The 22292-nt window shown below is 60.7% G+C and carries 22 protein-coding genes; 13 read left to right on the forward strand and 9 right to left on the reverse strand.

Translation table 11 applies throughout. From position 1 onward, the window contains the following. Positions 1-29 precede the first annotated feature (29 nt). Together J1G35_RS27075 and J1G35_RS27080 are read left to right on the forward strand one after the other, a co-directional pair. Entirely contained in the window at positions 30-977 is a 948-nt protein-coding gene (locus tag J1G35_RS27075) for a hypothetical protein (protein WP_223016516.1), read from the forward strand. Positions 978-1071: 94 nt separating this feature from the next. Beyond that, entirely contained in the window at positions 1072-1452 is a 381-nt protein-coding gene (locus J1G35_RS27080) for a helix-turn-helix transcriptional regulator (RefSeq protein ID WP_082341064.1), read from the forward strand. On the opposite strand, the gene J1G35_RS27085 is transcribed toward J1G35_RS27080, so the two are convergent. From J1G35_RS27085 to J1G35_RS27100, 4 genes are all read right to left on the reverse strand, one after another. After that, the gene (locus tag J1G35_RS27085; RefSeq protein ID WP_223016517.1) at positions 1382-1939 is read right to left on the reverse strand and encodes an AAA family ATPase; all 558 of its coding nucleotides are present in this window, start codon (positions 1937-1939) and stop codon (positions 1382-1384) included. The genes J1G35_RS27080 and J1G35_RS27085 overlap by 71 nt on opposite strands. A gap of 79 nt (positions 1940-2018) precedes the next feature. Next, the gene (locus tag J1G35_RS27090) at positions 2019-3524 is read right to left on the reverse strand and encodes an amidase family protein (RefSeq protein ID WP_223016518.1); all 1506 of its coding nucleotides are present in this window, start codon (positions 3522-3524) and stop codon (positions 2019-2021) included. Positions 3525-3625: 101 nt separating this feature from the next. After that, complete coding sequence (locus tag J1G35_RS27095; RefSeq protein ID WP_223016519.1) at positions 3626-4180, reverse strand: hypothetical protein; 555 nt, start codon at positions 4178-4180, stop codon at positions 3626-3628. A 339-nt stretch (positions 4181-4519) separates the two neighbouring features. Continuing rightward, positions 4520-5578, reverse strand: a complete 1059-nt coding sequence (locus J1G35_RS27100) for an MBL fold metallo-hydrolase (protein WP_053140020.1) — start codon at positions 5576-5578, stop codon at positions 4520-4522. 123 nt (positions 5579-5701) lie between these two features. Between J1G35_RS27100 and J1G35_RS27105 the strand changes: the two genes are divergently transcribed. The 4 genes from J1G35_RS27105 (at position 5702) to J1G35_RS27120 (ending at position 9767) form a co-directional block, all read left to right on the forward strand. Further along, positions 5702-6328, forward strand: a complete 627-nt coding sequence (locus tag J1G35_RS27105) for a TetR/AcrR family transcriptional regulator (protein WP_223016520.1) — start codon at positions 5702-5704, stop codon at positions 6326-6328. 190 nt (positions 6329-6518) lie between these two features. Next, complete coding sequence (locus J1G35_RS27110) at positions 6519-7577, forward strand: diguanylate cyclase (protein WP_053140018.1); 1059 nt, start codon at positions 6519-6521, stop codon at positions 7575-7577. 264 nt (positions 7578-7841) lie between these two features. Continuing rightward, entirely contained in the window at positions 7842-9161 is a 1320-nt protein-coding gene (locus J1G35_RS27115; RefSeq protein ID WP_223016521.1) for a PAS domain-containing methyl-accepting chemotaxis protein, read from the forward strand. A gap of 84 nt (positions 9162-9245) precedes the next feature. Then, positions 9246-9767: a DUF1003 domain-containing protein gene (locus J1G35_RS27120; RefSeq protein WP_053140016.1), complete on the forward strand. Its 522-nt coding sequence runs from the start codon at positions 9246-9248 to the stop codon at positions 9765-9767. 58 nt (positions 9768-9825) lie between these two features. On the opposite strand, the gene J1G35_RS27125 is transcribed toward J1G35_RS27120, so the two are convergent. Beyond that, on the reverse strand, positions 9826-10707 hold the full coding sequence (locus tag J1G35_RS27125; protein WP_223016522.1) for a LysR family transcriptional regulator: 882 nt from the start codon (positions 10705-10707) through the stop codon (positions 9826-9828). A gap of 80 nt (positions 10708-10787) precedes the next feature. Here J1G35_RS27125 and J1G35_RS27130 point away from each other — a divergent pair, with 80 nt between their 5' ends. Both J1G35_RS27130 and J1G35_RS27135 read left to right on the forward strand, forming a co-directional pair. After that, positions 10788-11495: a CTP synthase gene (locus J1G35_RS27130; protein WP_223016523.1), complete on the forward strand. Its 708-nt coding sequence runs from the start codon at positions 10788-10790 to the stop codon at positions 11493-11495. Next, complete coding sequence (locus tag J1G35_RS27135) at positions 11492-11815, forward strand: antibiotic biosynthesis monooxygenase (protein WP_053140013.1); 324 nt, start codon at positions 11492-11494, stop codon at positions 11813-11815. The genes J1G35_RS27130 and J1G35_RS27135 overlap by 4 nt, the downstream gene beginning before the upstream one ends. A gap of 105 nt (positions 11816-11920) precedes the next feature. Here the strand turns inward: J1G35_RS27135 and J1G35_RS27140 are convergent, their stop codons facing one another. Continuing rightward, entirely contained in the window at positions 11921-12244 is a 324-nt protein-coding gene (locus J1G35_RS27140; RefSeq protein ID WP_027605634.1) for a DUF2025 family protein, read from the reverse strand. A gap of 232 nt (positions 12245-12476) precedes the next feature. On the opposite strand from J1G35_RS27140, the gene J1G35_RS27145 reads away from it, so the two are divergent. From J1G35_RS27145 to J1G35_RS27155, 3 genes are all read left to right on the forward strand, one after another. Then, positions 12477-13604 (forward strand): glycerophosphodiester phosphodiesterase family protein, encoded by a 1128-nt coding sequence (locus J1G35_RS27145; RefSeq protein WP_053140011.1) that lies wholly within the window; start codon positions 12477-12479, stop codon positions 13602-13604. 100 nt (positions 13605-13704) lie between these two features. Beyond that, positions 13705-14013 carry a PepSY domain-containing protein gene (locus J1G35_RS27150; RefSeq protein ID WP_223016524.1) on the forward strand — a complete coding sequence of 103 codons (309 nt, stop codon included), beginning with the start codon at positions 13705-13707 and terminating at the stop codon, positions 14011-14013. 186 nt (positions 14014-14199) lie between these two features. After that, the gene (locus J1G35_RS27155) at positions 14200-15372 is read left to right on the forward strand and encodes a GAF domain-containing sensor histidine kinase (RefSeq protein ID WP_053140007.1); all 1173 of its coding nucleotides are present in this window, start codon (positions 14200-14202) and stop codon (positions 15370-15372) included. Here J1G35_RS27155 and J1G35_RS27160 read toward each other — a convergent pair whose 3' ends face one another. Further along, positions 15373-17001, reverse strand: coding sequence for a methyl-accepting chemotaxis protein (locus J1G35_RS27160; protein WP_223016525.1), 1629 nt, complete (start codon positions 16999-17001; stop codon positions 15373-15375). A gap of 260 nt (positions 17002-17261) precedes the next feature. Here J1G35_RS27160 and J1G35_RS27165 point away from each other — a divergent pair, with 260 nt between their 5' ends. Together J1G35_RS27165 and J1G35_RS27170 are read left to right on the forward strand one after the other, a co-directional pair. Further along, a complete protein-coding gene (locus J1G35_RS27165) occupies positions 17262-18281 on the forward strand; it encodes a transporter (RefSeq protein ID WP_053140005.1) in 1020 nt (339 codons plus the stop codon). 341 nt (positions 18282-18622) lie between these two features. Continuing rightward, complete coding sequence (locus tag J1G35_RS27170) at positions 18623-20239, forward strand: inorganic phosphate transporter (protein ID WP_223016526.1); 1617 nt, start codon at positions 18623-18625, stop codon at positions 20237-20239. 63 nt (positions 20240-20302) lie between these two features. On the opposite strand, the gene J1G35_RS27175 is transcribed toward J1G35_RS27170, so the two are convergent. Both J1G35_RS27175 and J1G35_RS27180 read right to left on the reverse strand, forming a co-directional pair. Further along, positions 20303-21277: a biotin-dependent carboxyltransferase family protein gene (locus J1G35_RS27175; RefSeq protein WP_223016527.1), complete on the reverse strand. Its 975-nt coding sequence runs from the start codon at positions 21275-21277 to the stop codon at positions 20303-20305. Then, a complete protein-coding gene (locus tag J1G35_RS27180) occupies positions 21274-22152 on the reverse strand; it encodes an allophanate hydrolase subunit 1 (protein WP_053140000.1) in 879 nt (292 codons plus the stop codon). The genes J1G35_RS27175 and J1G35_RS27180 overlap by 4 nt, the downstream gene beginning before the upstream one ends. Between the last annotated feature and the right edge of the window lie 140 nt (positions 22153-22292).

Consider the following 22292-nt stretch of genomic DNA (forward strand, 5'->3'; position numbering starts at 1 on the left):
TAGCGAAACCTCTCACGGACCCGAGCCCCATGAAATTCGACACGGCCTACAGCCTGAGTCTCGATGACAAGCTGTCGATCTATGACGTGCGAGACCTGAATTTCGACGAAACCAACACCTTCGACTCCGACAAGGACAGTTTCCTCTGTCCCAACGATGCCTGTCGCGCTGCCTTTGAAGCAGGCAATATGCTGAGCACGTTCAACGCCAAGAACGTCAACTACCAGCGCACCCCGCACTTCAAAAACACACCGAGCACCCGGCATATCGACGGCTGCCGCTATGCCAGCCTCCACAAGGGTGCAGCAGGCGAAAACGACGATGAGCGTGAGGACAATTTCCCATCGGAATTTGTCCTGACCCGTCGTACGTACGAGCGTAAAACCGCGGTGGTCGGCACCGAGGGATTGGTCCCACAAGATTCAGCGAAAACACCTTCAAGCCGCAGCGGCGAATCTGTCAGTTCGAGCGACACCACCCCGGACAAGACCAGCGTGTTCGCCCACCCGGTGGAATGTTACGTGTCGAACATCGACGACAAGGAAAAGCTCAAAAGCATGCCGTTGAAGATCGGCGAACACACCGCGACTTACTCGACGTTTTTCAAGAAAATCGAATACCTGCAAGACAACAAGGGTTTGATCTACTGGGGCAAGATCAAAGCGATCAAGGACTACACCAGCAGCTTTCGCATCGACTTCGAAAAGAAAGTATGGCTCGACAAAAAGCCCTACTCGGTCAACGTCTACCTGAGCAAAAAGCTCATCGAGAACTACCGCAAGCGCAAGGCGTTCCTGGAGCAGATCAGGGCGGCGGCGGACAGTGAACGGGCGTTGTATTGTTTCTTCTATGGGGTCACGCCGGAGCTGAAACAGGTGCCCAGCAAGAAGAACCCCGAGCAGACGTTCGGGGTGTTCAGCGCGAATATCGAGAACCTGGATCATCTGATCATTCGTGAGGCGCCGGGGTTGGAATAGTGGGTCGATAAAAACCCAGTTGATGAGCGGTCAAAACAACTGTACAAAAACACAGTATAGTTTGCCCTCCCCCGTCGAATCCTGGAGAAACCCCATGTCCTCTCTGGCAATGAGCTCTTTCGTAGAACAGCAGATCGTCCTGCATCAATTCACCGCCAAACACAGCGTACAGGCCCGCACGATGTTGGGCTGGAGCCGCGAAGAGCTGGCCCGCCAGGCGGGTGTGACGGTGGATGCCATCCAACAGTTTGAAAGCCAGGGCGACGTGGGTGATGAAACCCGTCTGGCATTGGCGTTTCGGTTGGAGGCTGAAGGGTTGGTATTTTTCCCGGGGTTTGCACCGGGGTGGGGCATGAGTGTGCGGCGATTCACCACCTCCCCAACCGAACCCGCTGCCCCAAGTATTATTTCGCGGCTGATGGGCTCAACAGTGGCATCAATTGATTCACCAACGCCTCAGCCGAATGGTGCGTAGAGTCCAACCGGATCACCGGACAGGCCAGCGCCGCCAACCAGGTTTCATGCCGACGCAAGCTGCGTAGGCTGTGGTTGCCGTCGTCGTAACGTGCGGCCCAGGCCAGGAAGGCAACGCTGTTATCGTAGCGGCTGCCCCCTTCCAGGATTTCATCCCCGTAGCGTTGCACTTCCCTCATGCGCAGGCGCTGCAGGCGTACCTGCGGGTGGAGGCGCAGGAACACCACGTGGGTGAACTGCGCGATCATCGGGTCGCCCCAGCCGCACAGTGAACCGGACAACACCCAGCCTTCCAGTCCGGCGGTCTGTTCCTGCAGCTGGCGGATGCGTTCATCCTTGGGCCGGGCAGCGCTGAAGGGAACCTCGGCTTGCTGCCAGTAGAAGTCGTCGGCATCGAAGTAAGGGATGTTCAGACGTTCTGCCAAGGCCCTGCCCAAAGTGCTAGTGCCGGCCCCAGCAGCACCGAGGATATGAATTTTATAGGCCATGGCTTCCCTCCATGGCAGTGAGTGTATATCCAGGAGGCGGCGGCCCTTGAGTTTGTAAACGCCAACAGCCGCCTATTGCTCAATGCCCGGCCCTGGAACCTGTCTTCGCGGCCTCCTCGTAGCCATGGGCTACGGCCAGCAGCGTGGGTTCGGTCCAGCGGGCACCAAAGAAGTATGCACTGCCCGGCACGCCGCGCTCGTCTTTGCCGGAAGGTACCGAGATCCCTGGATAACCGGCTACTGCGACCGCGAAATAGCTGTTCGTTTCAAAATCCGACACCACTGCATCAAGTGTTTCCCCGTCAATCAGCTCATCCACTGTGCTGCGGAAATCCTCGATAAGCGCGCCCCATAGCGGGTTGCGCTCCTCGGATGTCAGGGTGGATGCGTCGATTTCCTTGAGCAGCGGCTGGTGGTCGGTGTCGCTGCCATCGCGCTTTTCATTGAACGCGATCAACTCGGAAACTGACTTGACCGGCAACCCTGCGCGCTTGCCCAGATAATCATTCAACTCACTCTTCACATCAGCAAACAATAGCTCGCCATACCGTGATGCATCCGCCAACCGCACGTTCACCGGCACCAGCACTGCACCTTGTGCGCGAAGCACTTCCAGCGTTTTTTGAAATTGAGGGCTATTGTCCACCGGCAGGTTTTCGCCATTCGCGGAAAAGGTCGCGGGATAACCAATACGCTTATTCTTCAAGGCGCCAGGCTTGAGCAACGCTGTGTAGTCGATACCCTTGGGAGCATCCACATTGGTTGAATCCTGAGGATCGCTGCCCGACATGGCGTTGAGCAACAACGCGGCATCAAACACCGAGCGCGTCATCGGCCCCGGCGTGTCCTGTCGATGACTGGCAGGAATGATGCCGCTGCGGCTCAACAAACCCACGCTCGGCTTGAAACCAACCACTCCGTTAAACGCCGCCGGGACCATGATCGAGCCATTAGTTTCGGTGCCGACGGCCAAGGGCGCCAAACCAGCGGCGACCGCGACGGCTGAGCCCGAGCTTGACCCTCCCACCGGTGCATCCGCATGATGAGGGTTGCGCGTTTGCCCGCCCCGCTGGCTGAAGCCGTCGCGGCTGCCGCGAAAGCCGGCCAGTTCGGTCAGGTTGGTTTTACCCAGGATCACTGCGCCTTGCTCGCGCAGGCGTTCGACGATAAATGCGTCCTTGATCGCCGCAGCCCCCACCAATCCAAAGGCGCCTGCGCTGGTTTGCTGGGTGTCGCCCGTCTCGATATTGTCCTTGATGAGTACGGGAATGCTGTGCAGCGGTCCTCGCACCTTGCCGCTGGCGCGTTCGCGATCCAGCTCGCGAGCAATCTCCAGCGCTTGAGGGTTGAGTTCGATGATGGCGTTTAATCCAGGGTCGCGTTTGCGAATGCGCGCCTGCAGGAAGGTGACCAGATCTTCCGATGTGAGCCCGCCTGGCCTGGCCATTTGTTCACTGAGCTCGTGAACACTGGCATATTCCGTTCCCGGCGGAACCGGTTTGGAGGTATCGGCGGTCAACTGCCGCCCCATCCAAGAAGCCGCGTGGCTGACAAACGCATTCACACCATAACCAATACCAAACATGAACCACCTCGGGGGAAGAGTAAGAAGTGACGAAGGACCACCATTGAGCGGTGCGCCAGTCTAAAAACTTCCCTCCCCCCTTCCAGCACGACGTCGGCAGTTCAACGCGTAGTATTGTTCAACACCCCAGGTAGCCCATGCTGTGCATTCCCCAGGGAACTGGCATTGCGATAACCCTGGACCAGCGCCGCCAGCGATTCCTTCGACCATCGCGCCCCGTAGAACCACAACGTCGAGCCTTCATCGAGCGCCTCGCCAAACCGTGGGTAACCACTCCAGCACGCTCTATGGAACGCCGCACTTTCGCTGTCCGACACCAGGGCATCCAGCCGATATCGACTCACAAGCCCATCGATTTCATTTTGACTGTGCAGGTCGAGCGTGAGGTCTCTGTCGAGACGTTGTGCCGGCACGGGCAACAGTTGCACCCCCGCCCGGCGAAGAACATCCAGTGCAGCCATAAACGGCGCTCGGTGTTGAATCGGTTCGTGATCATCGCCACGTCCATATCGGTCGGCATAACCCACGCGCCTGCCGGCCAGCGTCTGGGTGACGGTAAAGGGGTTGTTGTTCTGCACCATGGGCACCTCCACCATCACCGGAGCCTGGGGTTCGATACCGCTCAAGGCAATCAGCGTCAACGAGGGATCACGCATGGGTTTTATGGGAAGTGCCGGTGCGTTATACCCGGGGATCAGGACACCACCGTTGGAATAGGTTTGAAGGCGGGGATGGACATCAAACTCGATACTGCGAGGGGGCGATTGATCGGAGCAGGGGCGGTGGCCTGCAGGCTCCGGGCAGTTCATCTCCAAGAGCGAAGACAGAGGCTGGCCCACCTGGCAAACCGCCCCCGTTCGCAAGTATTTGCTGCTTTTGCTTTCCATCAGAACGCCCCCCTGAAATCACTTTCCAGGGATCATCGCATCCTTCGCCAGAGCCTGTCGCAGAGCGGAAACAGCTTGCAAACTCCTTTTCCCCGCGGCTCTGCGCCATCAGCTCACGAGGTGCTCTTGCGCTTGCTGGGTTTCCACTTCCAGCCACCATGCATACCCACGCTCAGGCTGATTCAAACTGAACGCCTGACCCATCGGCGGTGTGGTAATCGACACGTTGCGCTCCCACGCCAGCGCCATGATGCGGTCGAAGGGTTCGTGCCAGGCATGGAACGCCAGGTCGAAAGTACCGTTGTGGATCGGCAGCAGCCAGCGGCCCTTGAGGTCAATATGCGCTTGCAGGGTTTGCTCCGGCTGCATGTGCACATGGGGCCAGTCAACGTTGTAAGCACCGGTTTCCATCAACGTCAGATCGAACGGGCCATACTGTTCGCCGATGCGTTTGAAGCCATCGAAGTAACCAGTGTCGCCGCTGAAAAAGATCCGCCGCGCGCCGTCGATCATCACCCAGGAACACCATAGGGTCTGGTTGGCATCAAACAGCCCACGCCCGGAAAAATGCTGGGCGGGTGTGGCCACGAAACGAATACCCTCCACCTCGGTGCCGTGCCACCAGTCCAGCTGGCGAACCTTGCTGGCCTCAACGCCCCACTTGACCAGAATGTCACCCACGCCAAGCGGCGCGAGAAAGTAACGGGTCTTGTCGGCCAATTGGACGACAGCCTTATGATCAAGATGGTCGTAGTGGTTGTGGGAAAGAATCACCGCCTCCAGGGGCGGCAGCTCTTCAAGACTGATAGGTGGCTGGTGGAAACGCTTGGGGCCGGCCCAACTGAATGGCGAGGCGCGCTCGGCGAACACCGGGTCGGTCAGCCAGAATTTACCGCGCATTTTCAGCAAGACAGTGGAATGCCCCAGACGAAAGACGCTGTGGTCAGGAGCTGCAAGCAGTTGTTCACGGGTCAGCGGCTGCACGGGGATAGCCCCCACCGGTCGCGTGGTGCGGGGCTTGTTGAACAGCATGTTCCAGAAAATACGCAACGTTTTGGCAAACCCGCCGTGTTGCACAGGGGCGTCGTTGCTGAAGTGCGCCTTGTCCCGTTCGGCAGGCTTGCGCGCTGAAGGCGCGCGGTCGACAGGGGGTGAAATGATGGCCATTACAGAGTGACTCCTACGGTCCGCTCATAAGTTACACTGCACAGTGTAGTTTCAAGATTGCAACAAAATCCGCAGCAAGTAAACTACCCAGTGTAATTTCCCCTCAAGAGCCGAACGCCATCCATGACTGCCCCTCAACGCCTCACCGACCGCAAACGCGAAGCCATCGTAGCAGCGGCTATCGCCGAGTTTCGGGCCAACGGTTTCGAGGTCACCAGCATGGACAAGATCGCCGCCACCGCCGGGGTTTCCAAACGCACGGTATACAACCACTTTCCCAGCAAGGAAGAGTTGTTCGCCGAAATTCTCCACCAGCTCTGGGCCAGCAGCGTCGCCCAACTCGACGTCAGCTACGCCAGCGACCGCCCGTTGCGTGAACAGTTACGCGGGTTGCTGGAGGCAAAGATGAAGATGATGTCGGACACCAACTTCCTCGACCTCGCCCGGGTCGCCATCGCGGCCACCATCCATTCACCGGAACGTGCGCAAGACATGGTCACCCGCCTGAGCCAGCGCGAAGAAGGCTTTACCCAGTGGGTACGTGCCGCCCAGGAAGATGGCCGCCTCTCCTGCACCGACCCGGCGTTTGCCGCCCATCAGATCCAGAGCCTGCTCAAGGCCTTCGCGTTCTGGCCGCAGATCACGTTGGGCCAGCCGACCCTGGATGCCGTCCACCAGGCCAGCGTCATTGAGTCAGCCATCGACCTGTTCCTTGCCGGCTACGAAGTCAGCGCCTCCCGCCCCCAGTAAAAACCATTGCAGGAGCGACATTCCTGGTCGCTTTTGACGCATTCGCCCTCTGTTTTGCGCAAATGGCCTGGAAGGCCACTGATTATTCCTACTCGAATAACTGACAATATTCACAGGACTTATCCGATCAACGGGTGATCCAGTGGCCGCGAGCCGCCGTATATGTGAAAAACAGTTGAACCAGGAATTTATGGAAAACAGACGAGGCAAAGGGCTCTCATTTGCCAGGCGTATCTACCAGCCAAGGATCATCGGCCTGGGTGTCGGCAGCATCAGCGTCACCGGCGCCTTGTACCCCCTGGCCATGCCGGGCTGGGTCTGGGCGTTGTTGCTGCTCAATGGATTTGCCTGGGCGCACCTGGCTTACCAGTTATCCACCCGCTCGCAGTTTCCTTACCAGGCTGAACAGCGCAACTTCTTGTATGACTCGGTATTCGGCGGGTTCTGGGCCGCCGCCGCGCAGTTCACGCCGCTGACGGCCGTGACCATCCTGTCGATGATGACCATGAACAACGTCGCCGCCGGCGGCAGGCGCCTGTTTCTGCGGGGCCTGCTCGCACAAGGGCTAGGGGTCGGCGTGGCGTGGGCACTGTTCGGCATCAAGTTCAACCCCGAGGTCAGCCTGCTGCAGGTCTACACCTGCCTGCCCATGCTGACCCTCTACCCCATGGCCATCGGCATGGTCTGTTATCAACTGGCAATCAAACTGTCAGAACATAAACGCGCCCTCAGTGCCCTGAGCCGCACCGACAGCCTCACCGGTCTGCTCAACCACGGCTCGTGGAAAGACCTGCTGCACCTCAAGTTCCACAAGTGCCAACAGCAGCAAAGCCACGCCACCATCGCGTTGATTGATATCGACCACTTCAAGCAGATCAATGATACCCACGGCCATATCGTCGGCGACACAGTGCTGCGGCAACTGAGCCTGGAACTGCGACGCAACCTGCGGGAAAACGACCTGGCCGGGCGTTACGGTGGCGACGAGTTCTGTGTGATTCTTCCGCAAATGCCCCTGGAGCAAGCGGCGCAGATCATGGAGCAGATGCGCGAAACATTCGGCAATTACCGCACCCCGCAAATACCGGAATTGCGCGTCAGCCTGAGCATCGGTTTGGCGGATTTCCAGCCGCGCTACACAGACGCAGCCATGTGGCTGAATGCGGCGGACCGGGCGCTCTATGCGGCCAAGGACACCGGGCGTAATCGGGTCAGCGTCAGTGACGACCGGATCGCCTGTTCCGCCTGAAGTTGTCTTACAACTTCTCGTCTGAATCTTCCTTCCAACGCCGTAGGCGATAGCATAATGCCTCCATTGGTCGCCTGCCCAAAAATGGTCCTGCCCATAGGGCGAACTTCTTGTCAGGCTGATCACTCTTAACCCGTTGTTCCACCCCCGCTGTCAGCACAAGGAGGCTGACAATGAGCACGTCAACCGTACGGCGAATGCCTTACGGGGGCAGGCGCATATACATGGATACTCCCCGACGCATGCTTGCCCGAGCACCCGAACATGCTATTCAACGCCCATAAGAAAACCATCAACACCCTGCAACACACCGTGGCTCACCAGGCCAGCCTGCTGGACGCGATCGAGCGCTCCATGGCGGTGATCGAATTTGATCCGCAAGGCGTTGTGCTGCGAGCCAATGACAACTTCCTCAATACCCTGGGCTACCGCGCCGAGCAGATCGAAGGCCAATCCCACCGGATGTTCTGCACGCCCGCCTTTGCCCGTAGCGCCGAGTACAACCAGCTGTGGTCCAACCTGCAAAACGGCCAGTTCCAGTCCGGCACCTTTGAACGGGTGGCCAGCAACGGTCAGTCGGTGTGGCTGGAAGCCAGCTACACCCCGGTGCGTGATGACACAGGCCGTGTGATCAAAGTGTTGAAGTACGCCCTGGACGTCACCCCGCGCCTGCAGGCCGAAAGCGAGGCCAACGCCAAATTGGAAGCCATCGGCCGGGCAATGGCCGTCATCGAGTTCAACCTCGACGGCACGATCATCACCGCCAACGCCAACTTCCTGCAGCGCATGGGCTACAGCCTGGCGCAGATCCAGGGCCAGCATCACCGCCTGTTCTGCACACCAGAGACCGCCGCAAGCTCGGCCTACAGTGACTTCTGGCGGCGCCTGAATCAGGGCGAATTGTTCAGCGGCCAGTTCGAACGCGTGGATAAAAACGGCCAGCCCGTGTGGCTCGAAGCCAGCTACAACCCGGTGTACGACGCCAGCGGACGCCTGTGCAAAGTGGTGAAATTCGCCTCGGACATCACGGCACGCGTGCAACAACATGCCGCTGACGCGCAGAGTGCAGCCCAGGCCTATCACCTGTCCCTGCACACCCAGGACATGGCGGAAAAAGGCGCCGACGTGATCCAGAAAACAGCCAGCGGCATGCGTGAAATTTCCTCGGACATCGACAACTCCTCGCAACTGATCGCCAAGCTGGGCGAGCGCTCGCAGCAGATCACCACCATCGTCAACACCATTCGTGGCATTGCCGACCAGACCAACCTACTGGCACTCAACGCCGCTATCGAAGCGGCGCGCGCAGGTGAACAAGGCTGTGGATTTGCCGTGGTGGCCGATGAAGTGCGGCAGCTGGCGGCGCGCACCAGCGGTTCCACCACGGAGATCTCCAGCATGATCGCGGTGATCCAGGCTGAAACCCGCCAAGCCATCGACAGCATGGACGCGACCCGCGACCGCGCCGCCCAGGGTGTGGAATTGGCCAACCAGGCCGGTACGGTGATCCTGCAGATTCGTGAAGGCACCAGCGAGGCGGTACACGCGGTGAGTGCGTTTGCCAATGAGCGTGGCGTCCACTAAGTAGGCCCCGGGTTATTCATGTGTAAGACAGGTCGCCAGGACTATAGTGATTCACTGTCTTAACGCTGATGACCCGAGACCACCATGACACCAGACAAGCCCGATACCGCGCCCGTCGACCACCTGCGCTTTCACCGGCGCCATGCCCACCTGGCGCCGACCTTTGGCAACGACACCTTTGCCCTCAAGGCCGAGGCTTTTGCGCGCTTCTTTGGTACACCGACCTTCCTCGGTGCGCAAACCGCGATCGTGATCTTGTGGGTGGTGCTCAACGTCACCGGTATCACCCACTTCGACGTGTACCCGTTCATCCTGCTCAACCTGGCCTTCAGCCTGCAATCAGCCTATGCCGCGCCGCTGATCCTGCTCGCCCAGACGCGCCAGGCAGCTCGCGACAAAGCCCAGTCCGACGCCGATGCGCAACACCGCGAAGCGCTGGCCATCGCCAATACCGAACGCCAGGCCCAGGCCGCACAAACCACTAAACAGCTGCTGGAATTGCTGGAGCAAAACACCCGGCTCACGGAAATGACCAAGCAACTGACCGAACACATCGAAACCCTGACGTGCGAAATGCATGAGCATTACGTGCGAAAACCTCAATAACAACGCGAATTCCATGTGGGAGGGGGTCAGCTCCTTCCCACACTGGTTCTATGCTGTGTCAGGGTTTCATCTGCACATGCCGTCCCAGCTCATCAAACAGCGTCACCACCGAGCGCAACGCCCGGCAATCGGGACGCGTCAACAGCCATAACGCCGTATCGTGCCCCGCCAATGCGGGGCCCAGGGGCTGCAAGCGGTCATCCAGTAGAAAATCCGGCAGCGCCGCTACGCCCAAACCGGCCCGCACCAGTTCGGTGACCGACAGCATGCTGTTGCAGCGGTAACTGGGGCGCACACCGGGCAGGTGCTCGCGGCGCCACGCCACCGTGGGGTGATCGGGCAGGAAGTCATCCGGCGCGATCCAAGCGAGCTCTGCCAGTGTGCGACCGGCGTGCTGACGCGCATACGTAGCGCTGGCACACACCTGATACGTCACGGCCCCCAGGCAACGGCCAACAAGATGCTCCGGCGGTGCCTTGGTCAGGCGCAGGGCGATGTCGGCATCGCGACGGCTCAGATTGGCGAAGTCATTGGAAGTGCTCAGCTCCAGGGTCAACGCCGGGTAGTCCGGCATGAACTGCGCCAGCGCCGGCAACAACAGCCCTTGCAGCACCGAGTCGGTACAGGTCAGGCGCACCGTGCCGCTGATCACCTCGCCGCCCTGCTCCACGCCGATTCGCGCCGCTTCCAGCGCCTGCTCGGCACGTTCAGCCTGCTGCGCGAGGTTGCTCGCCAGGCTGGTGGGCAGGTAGCCGGCGCGGCTTTTTTCAAACAGCGTCTGGCCCACTGCGGCCTCAAGCCTACGCACCGCGCGAAATACCGTGGACACATCCACCCGCAACAACGCCGCCGCCCGCGCCAGAGTGCCGCCACGCACAAGGGCGAGGATCAGCGATAGGTCGGGGTAATCGATTTGATAGTGCGTGGCTGCATTGAGCATGTGGGCAAACGCCAATATTGATTGCGTGGGCGCCAATCTATTATGTGCATCAGGACACTACAAGCCATGGGATGCCCACGATGAAAGCCACCACCTTGCACCTTGCCCTGATCGGCGATTACAACCCCGATGTCATTGCGCACCAGGCCATTCCCGTTGCATTGCAATTGGCTGCCGAAGCGCTGGGCCTGAAGGTTCACCCGCAATGGCTGGACACCGACACCCTCACACCGACCACTGAACTGCACGGCTTCGACGGTTTCTGGTGCGTGCCCGCCAGCCCCTACCGCGACACCGAAGGCGCACTGCGGGCGATACGTTTTGCCCGCGAACAACGGCGACCTTTCCTCGGCACCTGCGGCGGTTTTCAACACGCGGTGCTGGAATACGCCCGCAATGTGCTTGGCTGGGCCGACGCGGAACACGGCGAACTGGCGCCGGATGCAAAGCGCGCGGTGATCATTCCCCTAAGCTGCTCCCTGGTAGAAGCCACCGACACCGTGGGATTGGCAGCCTATACGCGCATCGCCGAAGCCTACGGCCGCTTGGACATCGAGGAGGGCTATCGCTGCCGCTACGGCATGAACCCCGCGTTCGCCGCGGCCTTGCTGGAACGCGAACTGATCGCCAGCGGGCATGATTCGGCCGGCGACCTGCGTGCGGTGGAGTTGCTTGACCATCCGTTCTTCGTCGCCACGCTGTTCCAGCCCGAACGCGCCGCGCTCAAGGGCATCACCCCGCCGCTGGCACTGGCCCTGCTCAAGGCTTGCCAGGAGTGCTCGGCATGATCGCCAAGACACCCGCCCCACCCTACTACGCGGTAATTTTCAGCTCATTGCGCACCGAGGGTGATCAAGGCTACGGCCAGGCCGCCGCCCGCATGTTGGAGCTGGCGCACGAACAACCGGGTTTTCTCGGAGTGGAATCGGCGCGGGAGGATGGGCTGGGGATTACCGTGTCGTACTGGAGCAGCGAGGCGGCGATCCTGGCCTGGAAACAGCAGGCCGAGCATCGGGCGGTGCGTGAACAAGGACGCGCCACCTGGTACTCGGCGTTTCAGACACGGGTGTGCAAGGTGGAACGGGCCTACACATTCCAAGGCCATTAACCTTCGTATCGCCCGGCTCTCTGTGGCGAGCCTGCTTGCTACAACAAGCCCGCACACCACAGAAAACCAGCCTGCCACGCAAGGCTCGCTTACCGCCTATGCCGTCTAGCTCACCAGACTGCGCAACGCGCTGATCTGTGGAATCTCCACCCGTTTCATATACACCCGCAGCGGCTCGCTGATATTGATGCGGTCGTCGATATTCTGGTCGAGCAGCAACTGGATACGCTCGCGGGACAAGGTCATGGTCTGCTCGGGGGCCGGCAGCCAGACAAATTCAGCGGTGGGGATGATGCCGTCGTCAGCCACGTCCATGCCGAAGGAGTCTTCGCTGAAACGCACGATGTACTGGCCGGTCTTGCGGTTGAGGCCAACAAAACCGTGGAGTTGGTCGGCGGCCTGGCAGATAAGCTCGGAGGTGATGCGCATGGTAAACCTCACTGAAAAGTCCCACAGGGACTGGAAAGATGGTTTACACGCGTGGCGGAAAGTACCGTCCTCTAGCGGGACGGCTGCGAGCAAGAGTACTGCAATGCAGCGCAAAAAAACCGACAAAATTGGCGCGTGCGCACGTTAATGTCGGTTTGGTGATAGCGCCTTTCGCAATCAATTGTTAAAAAGGAGGCCTTCTCAAAGCTACCTCCACGAAAGGACTTCGCATATGCCTGTCACGTTTTCCAAGAGCGCCCTGCTGCTCGCCCTGGCGCTTGGCCTCGGCCAGGCACAGGCGGCCGAACCGATCAGCCCGGCTGAATTGGCGACAAACGAAGGCATTCCCTACCCCGCCGTGATCGCTCACCGTGGCGCGTCCTACGACGCGCCGGAATCCACCGCCGCCGCCTACAAAGTCGCGCGCGACCTGGGTGCCGACTATCTGGAAATGGACCTGCAGCGCAGCAAGGACGGCGTACTGTTTGCCCTGCACGACAACAACCTGCAGCGCACCACCGACGTGGCCACCAAGTTCCCCGAGCGCAAAGACGCCCCGGCCAACGAGTTCACCTGGAAAGAACTGCAAACCCTCGACGCCGGCAGCTGGTTCAACGCCGCCTACCCGGACCGCGCGCGTCCAGGTTTCGTTGGCCTGAAGATCCTGAGCCTGGACGACATCATCAAGATCGCCGAAGGCAACCCGCAGCACAAACCCGGCCTGTACATCGAGACCAAGGAGCCCAAGCAATTCCCGGGCATCGAAGCCGACCTGAAAAACAAGCTGCTGGACAAGGGCTGGTTGAGCTCCGCCGGCTCCAAGCTGGGCAAGAGCAATACCGGTGTCGGCCAGGGCAAGGGCCGCGTGGTGTTGCAGACATTTGAAAAAGACAGTTTGAAAGAGCTGCAGAAAGAAATGCCGAACACCCCGAAGATCCTGCTGTTGTGGGTCGGCCCAGGCAGCATCGAGCCGAAATCCACGCAGACCTTCGCCGAGTCCGGCGAACCGACCAAGGCCGCCTACTACGCCAAGCAAGAGCCGAAAGACGCCGCCGAGTTCGAAAAATGGGTCGACGAAGCCAAGAGCCTCGGCGCCATCGGCACCGGTCCTTCGGCTGAGCTGACCGACCACGGTGACCAGAGCTATTCGGACCTGGTAAAGCCTGAGATGAACAAGCTGACCCACGACAAAGGTCTGCTGGTGCACGTCTACACCGTGGACGAGCCGGTCGACTTCGACAAAGTGATGAAAGCCGGCGTCGACGGCATCTTCACCAACCGCGCCGCCGAACTGTTGAAGTTCTACAAGCGCTGGCCGTCGTCCAGCGTGCAAGACCTGCTGAACGACTATAAGTACTGAGAGCCTCGGGCATTGGTGTCAGTGCGCCATTAAGGATGAATTAAGTTGCGCTGGTTAATCTGGCGCCACTTAAACAGCTCACCGAAAAAGGACACACACTATGAAAACCCTGACTGCCCTGTTCGCTGCCACCGCCCTGACCCTGAGCGCCGGCCTGGCCCAGGCTGATGTTCGCCCGGACCACATTGAAGGCCTGCTCAAGTCCGGCGCGGTGATGCCTTTCGACAAGCTCAACGCCGCTGCCGTGGCCAAGCACGCCGGTGCCACGATCAACGACACCGAACTGGACCACAACAACAGCGGCGTACTGGTCTACGAAGTCGATCTGACCGACACCGCCGGCAAGAAGTTTGAAGTCAAACTCGACGCCAAAACTGGCGCCGTACTGGAAGACAAACTCGACACCTGAGTGACCCCCGTCACCTGAAACCGCGCCACCTCCGGGTGGCGCGGTTTTTTTATGCGCGCTCGCTCACCACGCATAGGAAAAAACTTAATTTACCGAATGAAATTACACCTATATCACACAAGGTCGCTAAAATCCCAGGCACTGAACTGAGCCTCCCTCCCGCTCACCACTTGCCGAGACTGCTGCATGGGGCAAAAAGCCGCCGACATCGCCACTATTGGCCGAATCAGTGCCGTACCCGCGATGCTCCAAGTCATCAGCGACATGACCGGCCTGCGCTTCGCCGCGGTGGCGCGGGTGACCGACGACACCTGGACCGCCTGTGCCGTGCTCGACCAACTGGACTTCGGCCTCGGCGTCGGTGGCGAGCTGGACCTGACCACCACGATCTGCCACGAGATTCGCGGTTCCCATGTGTCCGTGGTGATCGACAAGGCCAGCGAAGACCCGCTCTACCACGACCACCACACGCCGCGCCTGTATCACTTCGAAAGCTATATTTCGGTGCCGGTGTTCCGCACCGACGGGCGCTTTTTCGGCACGATCTGCGCCTTGGACCCCAACCCCGCCGTGCTGCGCAGCAGTACGATCCAGTCGACCATGGAGTCGTTCGCCCGCGTGCTGTCGTTGCAGATCGAAGCCGAAGAAGCCGCGCAGCACACCCAGGCGCAATTGCAGGAAGAACGCGGCACCGCCGAACTGCGCGAGCAATTTATCGCCGTGCTCGGCCATGACCTGCGCAACCCGCTGTTTGCAATTAACGTCGCTGCCGAACGGCTGCTGCGCAAGCACCCGGACCCGGCCACCGACACCCTCGTGCGGCATATCCTCACCAGCGGCCGGCGCGCTGCGCAGTTGGTGGAAGACGTGCTGGATTTCGCCAGGGGCCGCATGGGCACCGGCATCCCGCTGAACATCGGCGATTGCCAGGGTTTGCAGGCGGCATTGCAGCATGTGGTGTCGGAGGTGCAGAGCGTGCATCCGCAGCGGGTCATCCGCGCAGATATCGGCGACCTGCAAGGGGTGCGTGGTGACCGTGACCGCCTGGCGCAGTTGCTCTCCAATCTGGTCGCCAATGCCATCCACCATGGCAACCATGACGGCCCCGTGGAGGTGCATGCGCAGGTCGAGCAAGACCGTTTCCATCTGTCGGTGAAAAACCCCGGACAGATCAACGCGCAAGCCCTGCCCCGTCTGTTCGAGCCTTACTCACGCCCGGCGACGAACACGCCCCAGGCCGGCCTGGGCCTGGGGTTGTATATCGTCAAGCAGATTGCCGAGGCCCATGGCGGTGAACTCAACGTGTCCACCAGCGCCGAGCACGGCACGGTGTTCACGTTCAGCCTGCCCACCGGCTGATCAGGCGCTCAAACGCGCGGTCACCTCATTCAACTCGCCGGACAAGCTACGCAGGTTGTGGCTCGCCGCTTCGGTGCGCTGCACATTGTCGAGGTTGGCCGTGGCCACGGTAGTGATCTGGGTGATATTGCGCGAAATATCCTCAGCCACCGACGTCTGTTCCTCGGCCGCCGTGGCGATCTGGCGGTTCATGTCGCGGATCGCTTCCACTGCCTGGGTGATGTGATCGAGCATGGCGCCGGCCTGGCTGACTTTTTCCACACTGTCATCGCTGCACGACTGGCCGCTGACGATCGCCTCGGCGGCATCGATCGCACCGGTCTGCACGGCATGGATAATCTGGTTGATCTCGATGATCGACGCCGCCGTGCGTTGCGCCAGGCTGCGGACTTCATCGGCGACCACCGCAAAACCGCGCCCCGCCTCGCCTGCACGGGCCGCCTCGATCGCGGCGTTCAGCGCCAGCAGGTTGGTTTGCTCGGCGATCCCGCGAATCACTTCCAACACTTTGCCGATACGCACGCTGTCGGTTTCCAGGCGCCGGATGATGGTGCCGGTGTTGAGAATTTCCGTGCGCATCTGGCCGATGGTGGCGATGGTGACCTTCATCACTTCACCGCCCTCGCGGGCCGACTGGTCAGCGTCATCGGCAGCGCGCGAGGCACTGGCGGCGTGACGGGCGACTTCCTGGGCGGTGGCCGACATTTCGGTCATGGCCGTGGCTACCTGGTCGGTGCGGTTGAATTGCTCGTGAGTGCCAGTGGCCATCAGCCCGGCAATCGAGTTCAACTCGCCGCTGGCGCTGACCAGATCGGTGGCGCTGCGTTGCAAGCGACTGAAGGTCTCGGCGAGGAAGTCGCGCAGGGTATTGGCGGCAGCCGCCAATTGGCCCAATTCATCCTGGCGCTTGCTGGTGACGCGCTGGGCAAAACGACCATGGCTCAGTTGGGTGACATAGTCGATCAGGCCACGGATCGGCAGAATCAGGTTGCGGTTGATCAGCCACAGGCTGAACAGGCCGATCAAGGCACCCGATAGCAGCATGATTGCCAGGCCCACCAACACCGTGCGCTCAGCATAGGCGCTGATGGCCAGTGACTTTTGTGCGCCTTGTTCGCGCAGGTCGCTGACGAGAGCGCTCATCTGCTCGCTGGCGGCGCGGTCCACCCCCTTCACGGCCGTGTCGCCCGCCGTAGGATCTGCACCCGCCGCCACGTAGGCATCACGCCCGCGCTGGTAAGCGACACCCAGTTGCTGGTGTTCCTGACGCAAGGTTTCGATGCGTTGGCTCAAGGTTGCGTCGCTGCGGGTCTGGCTGACCAAGCGCGTGAGGATGCCTTGGACATCACGTTGGCGGTCCTGGAACTGGCCCCAGTATTTCTCCATGTCCTGAGGCTGTTTGCCGCGCAACAGCACGTTTTTCCATTCCTGGACCTGCACCTTGAATTGCAGGTTGGCTTCATCGATCAGTTGGGAGGTGAGCAACGGCCCTTCGAGCAAACTGCGGTAACTCTGCACACCGTTGGAGAGAAAGTTGAAACACGCCAGGGCGATCAACAGCATCGCCAGCAGGCTGCCACCGAGCAGTGACAGGATCTGTGCCCGCAGGGAGGTTCGCAAAACATTCATCGGGGGAAACCTCGAAACAGGGGAAAGGGTGCTAGCACGCCATGACTTCCCTGTCGTCAGAGGCACCACCCGTCCACAGCGGTGCTTATGGCCTGAATCGGCCGTGTTAGAGCCTTCTTGAGCGATTCCTGATGAGCGGTCAATAAAATGTCACTCAACAGAAACAAATTCAAAGCCGTCATAAAAATGTCAAATATCCCTGTAATGATTCGCCACGCGACCTGTGAAACGTCCTACAGGCCTTTTCTCTGCGAGCCTCCATGAACCACAGCATTGACCACAGCCACCAGGATTCCGATCTGTTTGGCTTGCTCTACGGTTTTCGTTTTCGCCCCGGTGAAAAGGGTGAACAGATTGATTCGGCCACCGCGCTCCAGGCCTTGCAGCAACCCGCCGATCCGGAAGAGTTCCTGTGGCTGCACCTGAACCTGGCGCACGCGGCGTGCGAGCGCTGGATGCAGGCAAACCTGGATTTGCCCGAAGAATTCTTCGAGGCCTTGCACGAAGGTTCACGCTCCACGCGTATCGAACACGTCGACTCCGCCTTGCTGGCGGTGGTCAACGACGTGGTGTTCAACTTCAGCAGCATGGTTTCGTCGGACATTTCCACGCTGTGGGTGTGCGCCCGCAGCCGGCTGTTGATCAGCGCACGCCTGCAACCCCTGCACTCGGTGGACAAGTTGCGCTCGTCGGTGAAGGCCGGCGAACGCTTTCGCTCACCGCTGGAACTGCTGGTGCACCTGCTGCGCGACCAGGGTGAAGTGCTGACGCAGATCGTGCGCAAGACCAGCATCAGCGTCGACCATATCGAAGACCAGTTGCTGTCCTCGCGCCTGTCCACCAACCGCGCGGAACTGGGTGCGGCGCGCCGGGTGCTGGTGCGCCTGCAACGCCTGCTCGCGCTGGAGCCGGGCTCGCTGCTGCGCCTGCTCAACCGCCCGCCGCAATGGCTGCAAAAAGAAGATGTGAAGGAGTTGCGCAAATCCACCGAGGAGTTTGCGCTGATCATCAACGACCTGACGGCGCTGGGCGAACGGATCAAGCTGCTGCAGGAAGAGATCGCCGCCAACCTCAACGAGCAAAGCAGCCGCACGCTGTTCACCCTTACCGTGGTGACGGTGTTGGCATTGCCGATCAACATCATCGCCGGTTTTTTCGGCATGAACGTGGGCGGTGTACCGCTTTCACAGGACCCGGAAGGATTCTGGATCCTGGTGGCGTTGGTTGCGACCTTCACGCTGATCGCCGGGCGCTGGGCGTTTCGCAAGTTTTCAAATTGACATGGGAAGAAGCTTGCCCCCGATAACCCGGCAGACAGCGCTGTTGTGGCGAGCGGGCTTGTCCCGCGTTGGGCTGCGAAGCAGCCCCAAAACCGGCCTCTACAGAGTGTCTGATACACCGCGTTCCTCTTGACAGGGGCTGCTACGCAGCCCAACGCGGGACAAGCCCGCTCGCCACAAGGAGATGTGCCTGGGTCTGAAAAGTTGTGTAGACCCTTGGTCTCCCCGGCGCTTTATAGACCAGTGGCAGATCCAATTACCTAAACAATGACTTGTGGCAGCATCGCTGTAACATTCTGCAACGAATATGAACGGCATCCTCCCCACACGGATGCCCCGGCATGGCCACCCCTTCCCTGACTGCCTCCACGCACTCATCCTCCGTCGATTCAAGACCGCGCCTGGACAAGAAACCCGGCCTGGTGACAGTGATCGTTTTCTTCGCCGTACTCGCCATGGGCCTGTTGTTTACCGCCTACAGCCTCATGCACGACATGCACGAAATGGGCGCCCAGCTCACCACGTGGACCCCTTTCCTGCTGCTGGGTGTGGCGCTGTTGATCGCCCTGGGTTTCGAATTCGTCAACGGCTTCCACGACACCGCTAACGCGGTCGCGACGGTGATCTACACCAACTCGCTGCCGCCGCAGTTTGCGGTGGTGTGGTCGGGCTTTTTCAACTTCCTCGGTGTGCTGCTGTCCAGCGGCGCGGTGGCGTTCGGCATCATTGCCTTGCTGCCGGTGGAGTTGATTTTGCAGGTGGGTTCATCGGCCGGCTTCGCGATGATCTTCGCCTTGCTGATCGCCGCGATCCTGTGGAACCTCGGCACCTGGTGGCTGGGGTTGCCGGCCTCTTCGTCCCACACCCTGATCGGTTCGATCATCGGCGTCGGCGTGGCCAATGCCTTGATGCACGGCCGTGACGGCACCAGCGGTGTGGACTGGAGCCAGGCGATCAAGATCGGTTATGCCCTGCTGCTCTCGCCGCTGATCGGCTTCGCCTTCGCCGCCTTGCTGTTGCTGGCCCTGCGCGCCTTTGTGAAAAACCGCGCGTTGTACAAGGCGCCCAAAGGCGACACCCCGCCGCCGTGGTGGATCCGCGGCATGCTGATCCTCACGTGCACCGGCGTGTCCTTCGCCCACGGTTCCAACGATGGGCAAAAAGGTATGGGCCTGATCATGCTGATCCTGGTCGGTACCTTGCCGATGGCCTACGCGCTGAACCGCACCATGCCGGCCGAGCAATCGTTGCAGTTCGCCGCCGTCGCCGAAGTGACCCAGGTGGCACTGATGAAAACGGCGCCGCAAGCGTTGACGGGCGACCCACGGCCGGTTCTCTCGACCTACGTGCGCACCAAGGAAGCCACGCCCGAATTGGTCCCGGCCCTCGCCGCCCTCGCCGGCCAGATCGGCGACGAAGTCAAAGGCTACGGCTCCCTGGCCAAAGTCCCCGCCGAAGCCGTGGGCAACGTGCGTAACGACATGTACCTGAGCAGCGAAACCATTCGCCTGATGGACAAAGGCAAGGTTGGTAATTTCGACGCCGACACCCAAGACAAGCTGCAACTGTTCAAGCAACAGATCGACAATGCCACACGGTTTATCCCGCTGTGGGTGAAGATCGCCGTGGCCATCGCCCTGGGGCTGGGCACCATGGTCGGTTGGAAGCGCATCGTGGTCACCGTGGGCGAGAAGATCGGCAAGACCCACCTGACTTACGCCCAAGGCGCCTCGGCCGAGACCGTGGCCATGCTGACCATTGGCGCAGCGGATATGTTCGGGCTGCCGGTGTCGACCACCCATGTGTTGTCGTCCGGTGTGGCGGGGACCATGGTGGCCAATGGGGGTGGGTTGCAGATGCGGACGATCCGCAATTTGCTGATGGCGTGGGTGCTCACCTTGCCAGCGGCGATTCTGCTATCCGGTAGTCTGTACTGGCTGTTCACCAAACTGTTCTGACGCAACCCAGATTGAAAATGTGGGAGGGGGCTTGCTCCCTCCTACATTTGGATGTGTGTCGTATCAGTTGCTGAAGAGTCCCGCCATGGCCTTGAGCCGTTTCTTGTACACCCGCCGCGCCTCCAACGCCTCTTCCAACGTCACCGCCACAAACCCCGCCCGCTGGTTCGGCTGCATCTGCCCGATCAAGTCCAGGTCGGCACTGATCACCGTGCCAATCATCGCGTAGCCACCGCCCGACACCGCGTCCCGATGCAGCACAATCGGCTCCAGCCCCGCCGGTACCTGGATCGAGCCAATCGGGTAGCAACTGTCGACGATATTCGACGGATCCGACCCCGCGCCGAACGGCTGCTCACGCGGTTGAAAGCTCAGCGCACTGCCGCCCTTGAAGCGATAGCCGATGCGGTCCGCCTCGGAGCCGACCGTCCACGGTTCGGCAAAAAAGCTGCTCTTGGCCCCCGCCGCCAATCGCTCGTAATACAGGCCTGGCACCACGCGCAATGTGATATCGCCGCCCACCGAGCGGCGCAACGCCATCGGCAAACTGTTGCCCGCACGTCCGAGACCGCTGGCGTCGCCGATGGGCAATTCATCGCCCTCCTGCAAGCGTCGCCCGTGGAAACCTCCGAGGGCACCGAGGGTGTAAGTGGAACGGCTGCCGAGCACCAACGGCACGTCAATGCCACCGGCGACGGCGAGGTAAGTGCGGGCACCGGCCTTGGGAAATTCGAAACGCAGCACCTGCCCGGCACGCACCTGGAACGCGGTGTCCTGATGCACCACTTCACCGTCCAGGCGCGGCGACATCAACGCACCGCTGAGCGCGACCAGGGTATCTCGTTGAAACTCCAGTTCCGGCCCGATCAAGGTGCACTCCAGGCCGGCTGCGCCCACCGGGTTGCCCACCAGATGGTTGGCTGCACTCAAGGCGTATTGGTCCAATGCACCCGATGGCGGAATGCCCAGGTGGTAATAGCCTTCGCGGCCCAGGTCCTGCACAGAGGTGGCGAGGCCGGGTTTGAGAACCTTGATCATGCCAGCGCCTCCTGCAGGGTTTTCGGATAGCCGATGGGGTCGGCGAGAAACGCATCGAGGGAAAATTCCACCGGACGGATGCGCAGGTCGAAACGTCCTGCCTCCACCTCGGCAACCGCCAGGTCGTAGGCGTCGCGGTCGATGGGTTTGAATTGCACAATGTCACCCGGCCGGAAGAACACCATATGCGCCTTGAGGTAGGCCAACTGCTGCGCCGGATCGTAGATCGGCGCCGGGGTCACGCCGAACATCTGGTAGCCGCCGGCGCCGCGCACCGAGTAGATGCAACCGAAGCAACCGCCATGGCCGAGCGTCAGCTTCGGCGTGTCGGTGCGCGGGCGCAGGTACTTGGGCACCTGCAACTGCCGCTCGCGCTCGACCATCTGGAACATGAACGGCAAGCCCGCGACAAAGCCGACCATCGAGACAAACCACGGCGCACCACTGTGGGCGGCGATAAACGCATCGACATCGGCCAGGCCATTGATGCGCGCGGCGTATTCCAGGTCGGTGGCGCTGGGGTCTTGATGCCGGTCGCGAAAACGCATCAGGGTTTCATGGGTCCAGGGGTCGTTGTAGAGCACCGGGATTTCGATGATGCGTGTGTGCAGGGTGCGTTCGGCCACGGCCTGGGCTTCGGCGCTTTGCACGGCGTCGAGCAGCACATGGGGGGCGATGCGATCGGGGTCGAAGCGAATCTGGAACGACGCATTGGCCAGGCACACATCCAGCACGCCTTCCAGCGCCAGGCGCTCCACGGCGCGGGTCACGGCCATGCCCTTGAAAAAAGCCTGCAGGGACATGCTCTCGCTGACTTCGGCAAACAGGTGTTCATCACCGCCGAAGCTGTAGCGGATGGGGGACGTTTCAGCCATGTCTGTTCCTCTTGGAATCGTTATAGAAAGGCAGGCAAAAAGTGATAGATGGCGAGCGGGCTTGCCCCGCGTCGGGGCGTGTAGCGGCCCCAATACAAACGTCAGGTATAACTCCGCCGCCTGATTTCAGGGCCGCTACG

The organism is Pseudomonas sp. SH10-3B, assembly GCF_019891415.1.
Classification (GTDB): domain Bacteria; phylum Pseudomonadota; class Gammaproteobacteria; order Pseudomonadales; family Pseudomonadaceae; genus Aquipseudomonas.

What these genes read in the sequence shown, in the direction of transcription:
- J1G35_RS27075 (WP_223016516.1), top strand. Translation starts at nt 30, where the DNA reads ATGAAATTCGACACGGCCTACAGCCTGAGTCTCGATGACAAGCTGTCG.
- J1G35_RS27080 (WP_082341064.1), top strand. Translation starts at nt 1,072, where the DNA reads ATGTCCTCTCTGGCAATGAGCTCTTTCGTAGAACAGCAGATCGTCCTG.
- J1G35_RS27085 (WP_223016517.1), bottom strand. Translation starts at nt 1,939, where the DNA reads ATGGCCTATAAAATTCATATCCTCGGTGCTGCTGGGGCCGGCACTAGC.
- J1G35_RS27090 (WP_223016518.1), bottom strand. Translation starts at nt 3,524, where the DNA reads ATGTTTGGTATTGGTTATGGTGTGAATGCGTTTGTCAGCCACGCGGCT.
- J1G35_RS27095 (WP_223016519.1), bottom strand. Translation starts at nt 4,180, where the DNA reads ATGCGTGATCCCTCGTTGACGCTGATTGCCTTGAGCGGTATCGAACCC.
- J1G35_RS27100 (WP_053140020.1), bottom strand. Translation starts at nt 5,578, where the DNA reads ATGGCCATCATTTCACCCCCTGTCGACCGCGCGCCTTCAGCGCGCAAG.
- J1G35_RS27105 (WP_223016520.1), top strand. Translation starts at nt 5,702, where the DNA reads ATGACTGCCCCTCAACGCCTCACCGACCGCAAACGCGAAGCCATCGTA.
- J1G35_RS27110 (WP_053140018.1), top strand. Translation starts at nt 6,519, where the DNA reads ATGGAAAACAGACGAGGCAAAGGGCTCTCATTTGCCAGGCGTATCTAC.
- J1G35_RS27115 (WP_223016521.1), top strand. Translation starts at nt 7,842, where the DNA reads ATGCTATTCAACGCCCATAAGAAAACCATCAACACCCTGCAACACACC.
- J1G35_RS27120 (WP_053140016.1), top strand. Translation starts at nt 9,246, where the DNA reads ATGACACCAGACAAGCCCGATACCGCGCCCGTCGACCACCTGCGCTTT.
- J1G35_RS27125 (WP_223016522.1), bottom strand. Translation starts at nt 10,707, where the DNA reads ATGCTCAATGCAGCCACGCACTATCAAATCGATTACCCCGACCTATCG.
- J1G35_RS27130 (WP_223016523.1), top strand. Translation starts at nt 10,788, where the DNA reads ATGAAAGCCACCACCTTGCACCTTGCCCTGATCGGCGATTACAACCCC.
- J1G35_RS27135 (WP_053140013.1), top strand. Translation starts at nt 11,492, where the DNA reads ATGATCGCCAAGACACCCGCCCCACCCTACTACGCGGTAATTTTCAGC.
- J1G35_RS27140 (WP_027605634.1), bottom strand. Translation starts at nt 12,244, where the DNA reads ATGCGCATCACCTCCGAGCTTATCTGCCAGGCCGCCGACCAACTCCAC.
- J1G35_RS27145 (WP_053140011.1), top strand. Translation starts at nt 12,477, where the DNA reads ATGCCTGTCACGTTTTCCAAGAGCGCCCTGCTGCTCGCCCTGGCGCTT.
- J1G35_RS27150 (WP_223016524.1), top strand. Translation starts at nt 13,705, where the DNA reads ATGAAAACCCTGACTGCCCTGTTCGCTGCCACCGCCCTGACCCTGAGC.
- J1G35_RS27155 (WP_053140007.1), top strand. Translation starts at nt 14,200, where the DNA reads ATGGGGCAAAAAGCCGCCGACATCGCCACTATTGGCCGAATCAGTGCC.
- J1G35_RS27160 (WP_223016525.1), bottom strand. Translation starts at nt 17,001, where the DNA reads ATGAATGTTTTGCGAACCTCCCTGCGGGCACAGATCCTGTCACTGCTC.
- J1G35_RS27165 (WP_053140005.1), top strand. Translation starts at nt 17,262, where the DNA reads ATGAACCACAGCATTGACCACAGCCACCAGGATTCCGATCTGTTTGGC.
- J1G35_RS27170 (WP_223016526.1), top strand. Translation starts at nt 18,623, where the DNA reads ATGGCCACCCCTTCCCTGACTGCCTCCACGCACTCATCCTCCGTCGAT.
- J1G35_RS27175 (WP_223016527.1), bottom strand. Translation starts at nt 21,277, where the DNA reads ATGATCAAGGTTCTCAAACCCGGCCTCGCCACCTCTGTGCAGGACCTG.
- J1G35_RS27180 (WP_053140000.1), bottom strand. Translation starts at nt 22,152, where the DNA reads ATGGCTGAAACGTCCCCCATCCGCTACAGCTTCGGCGGTGATGAACAC.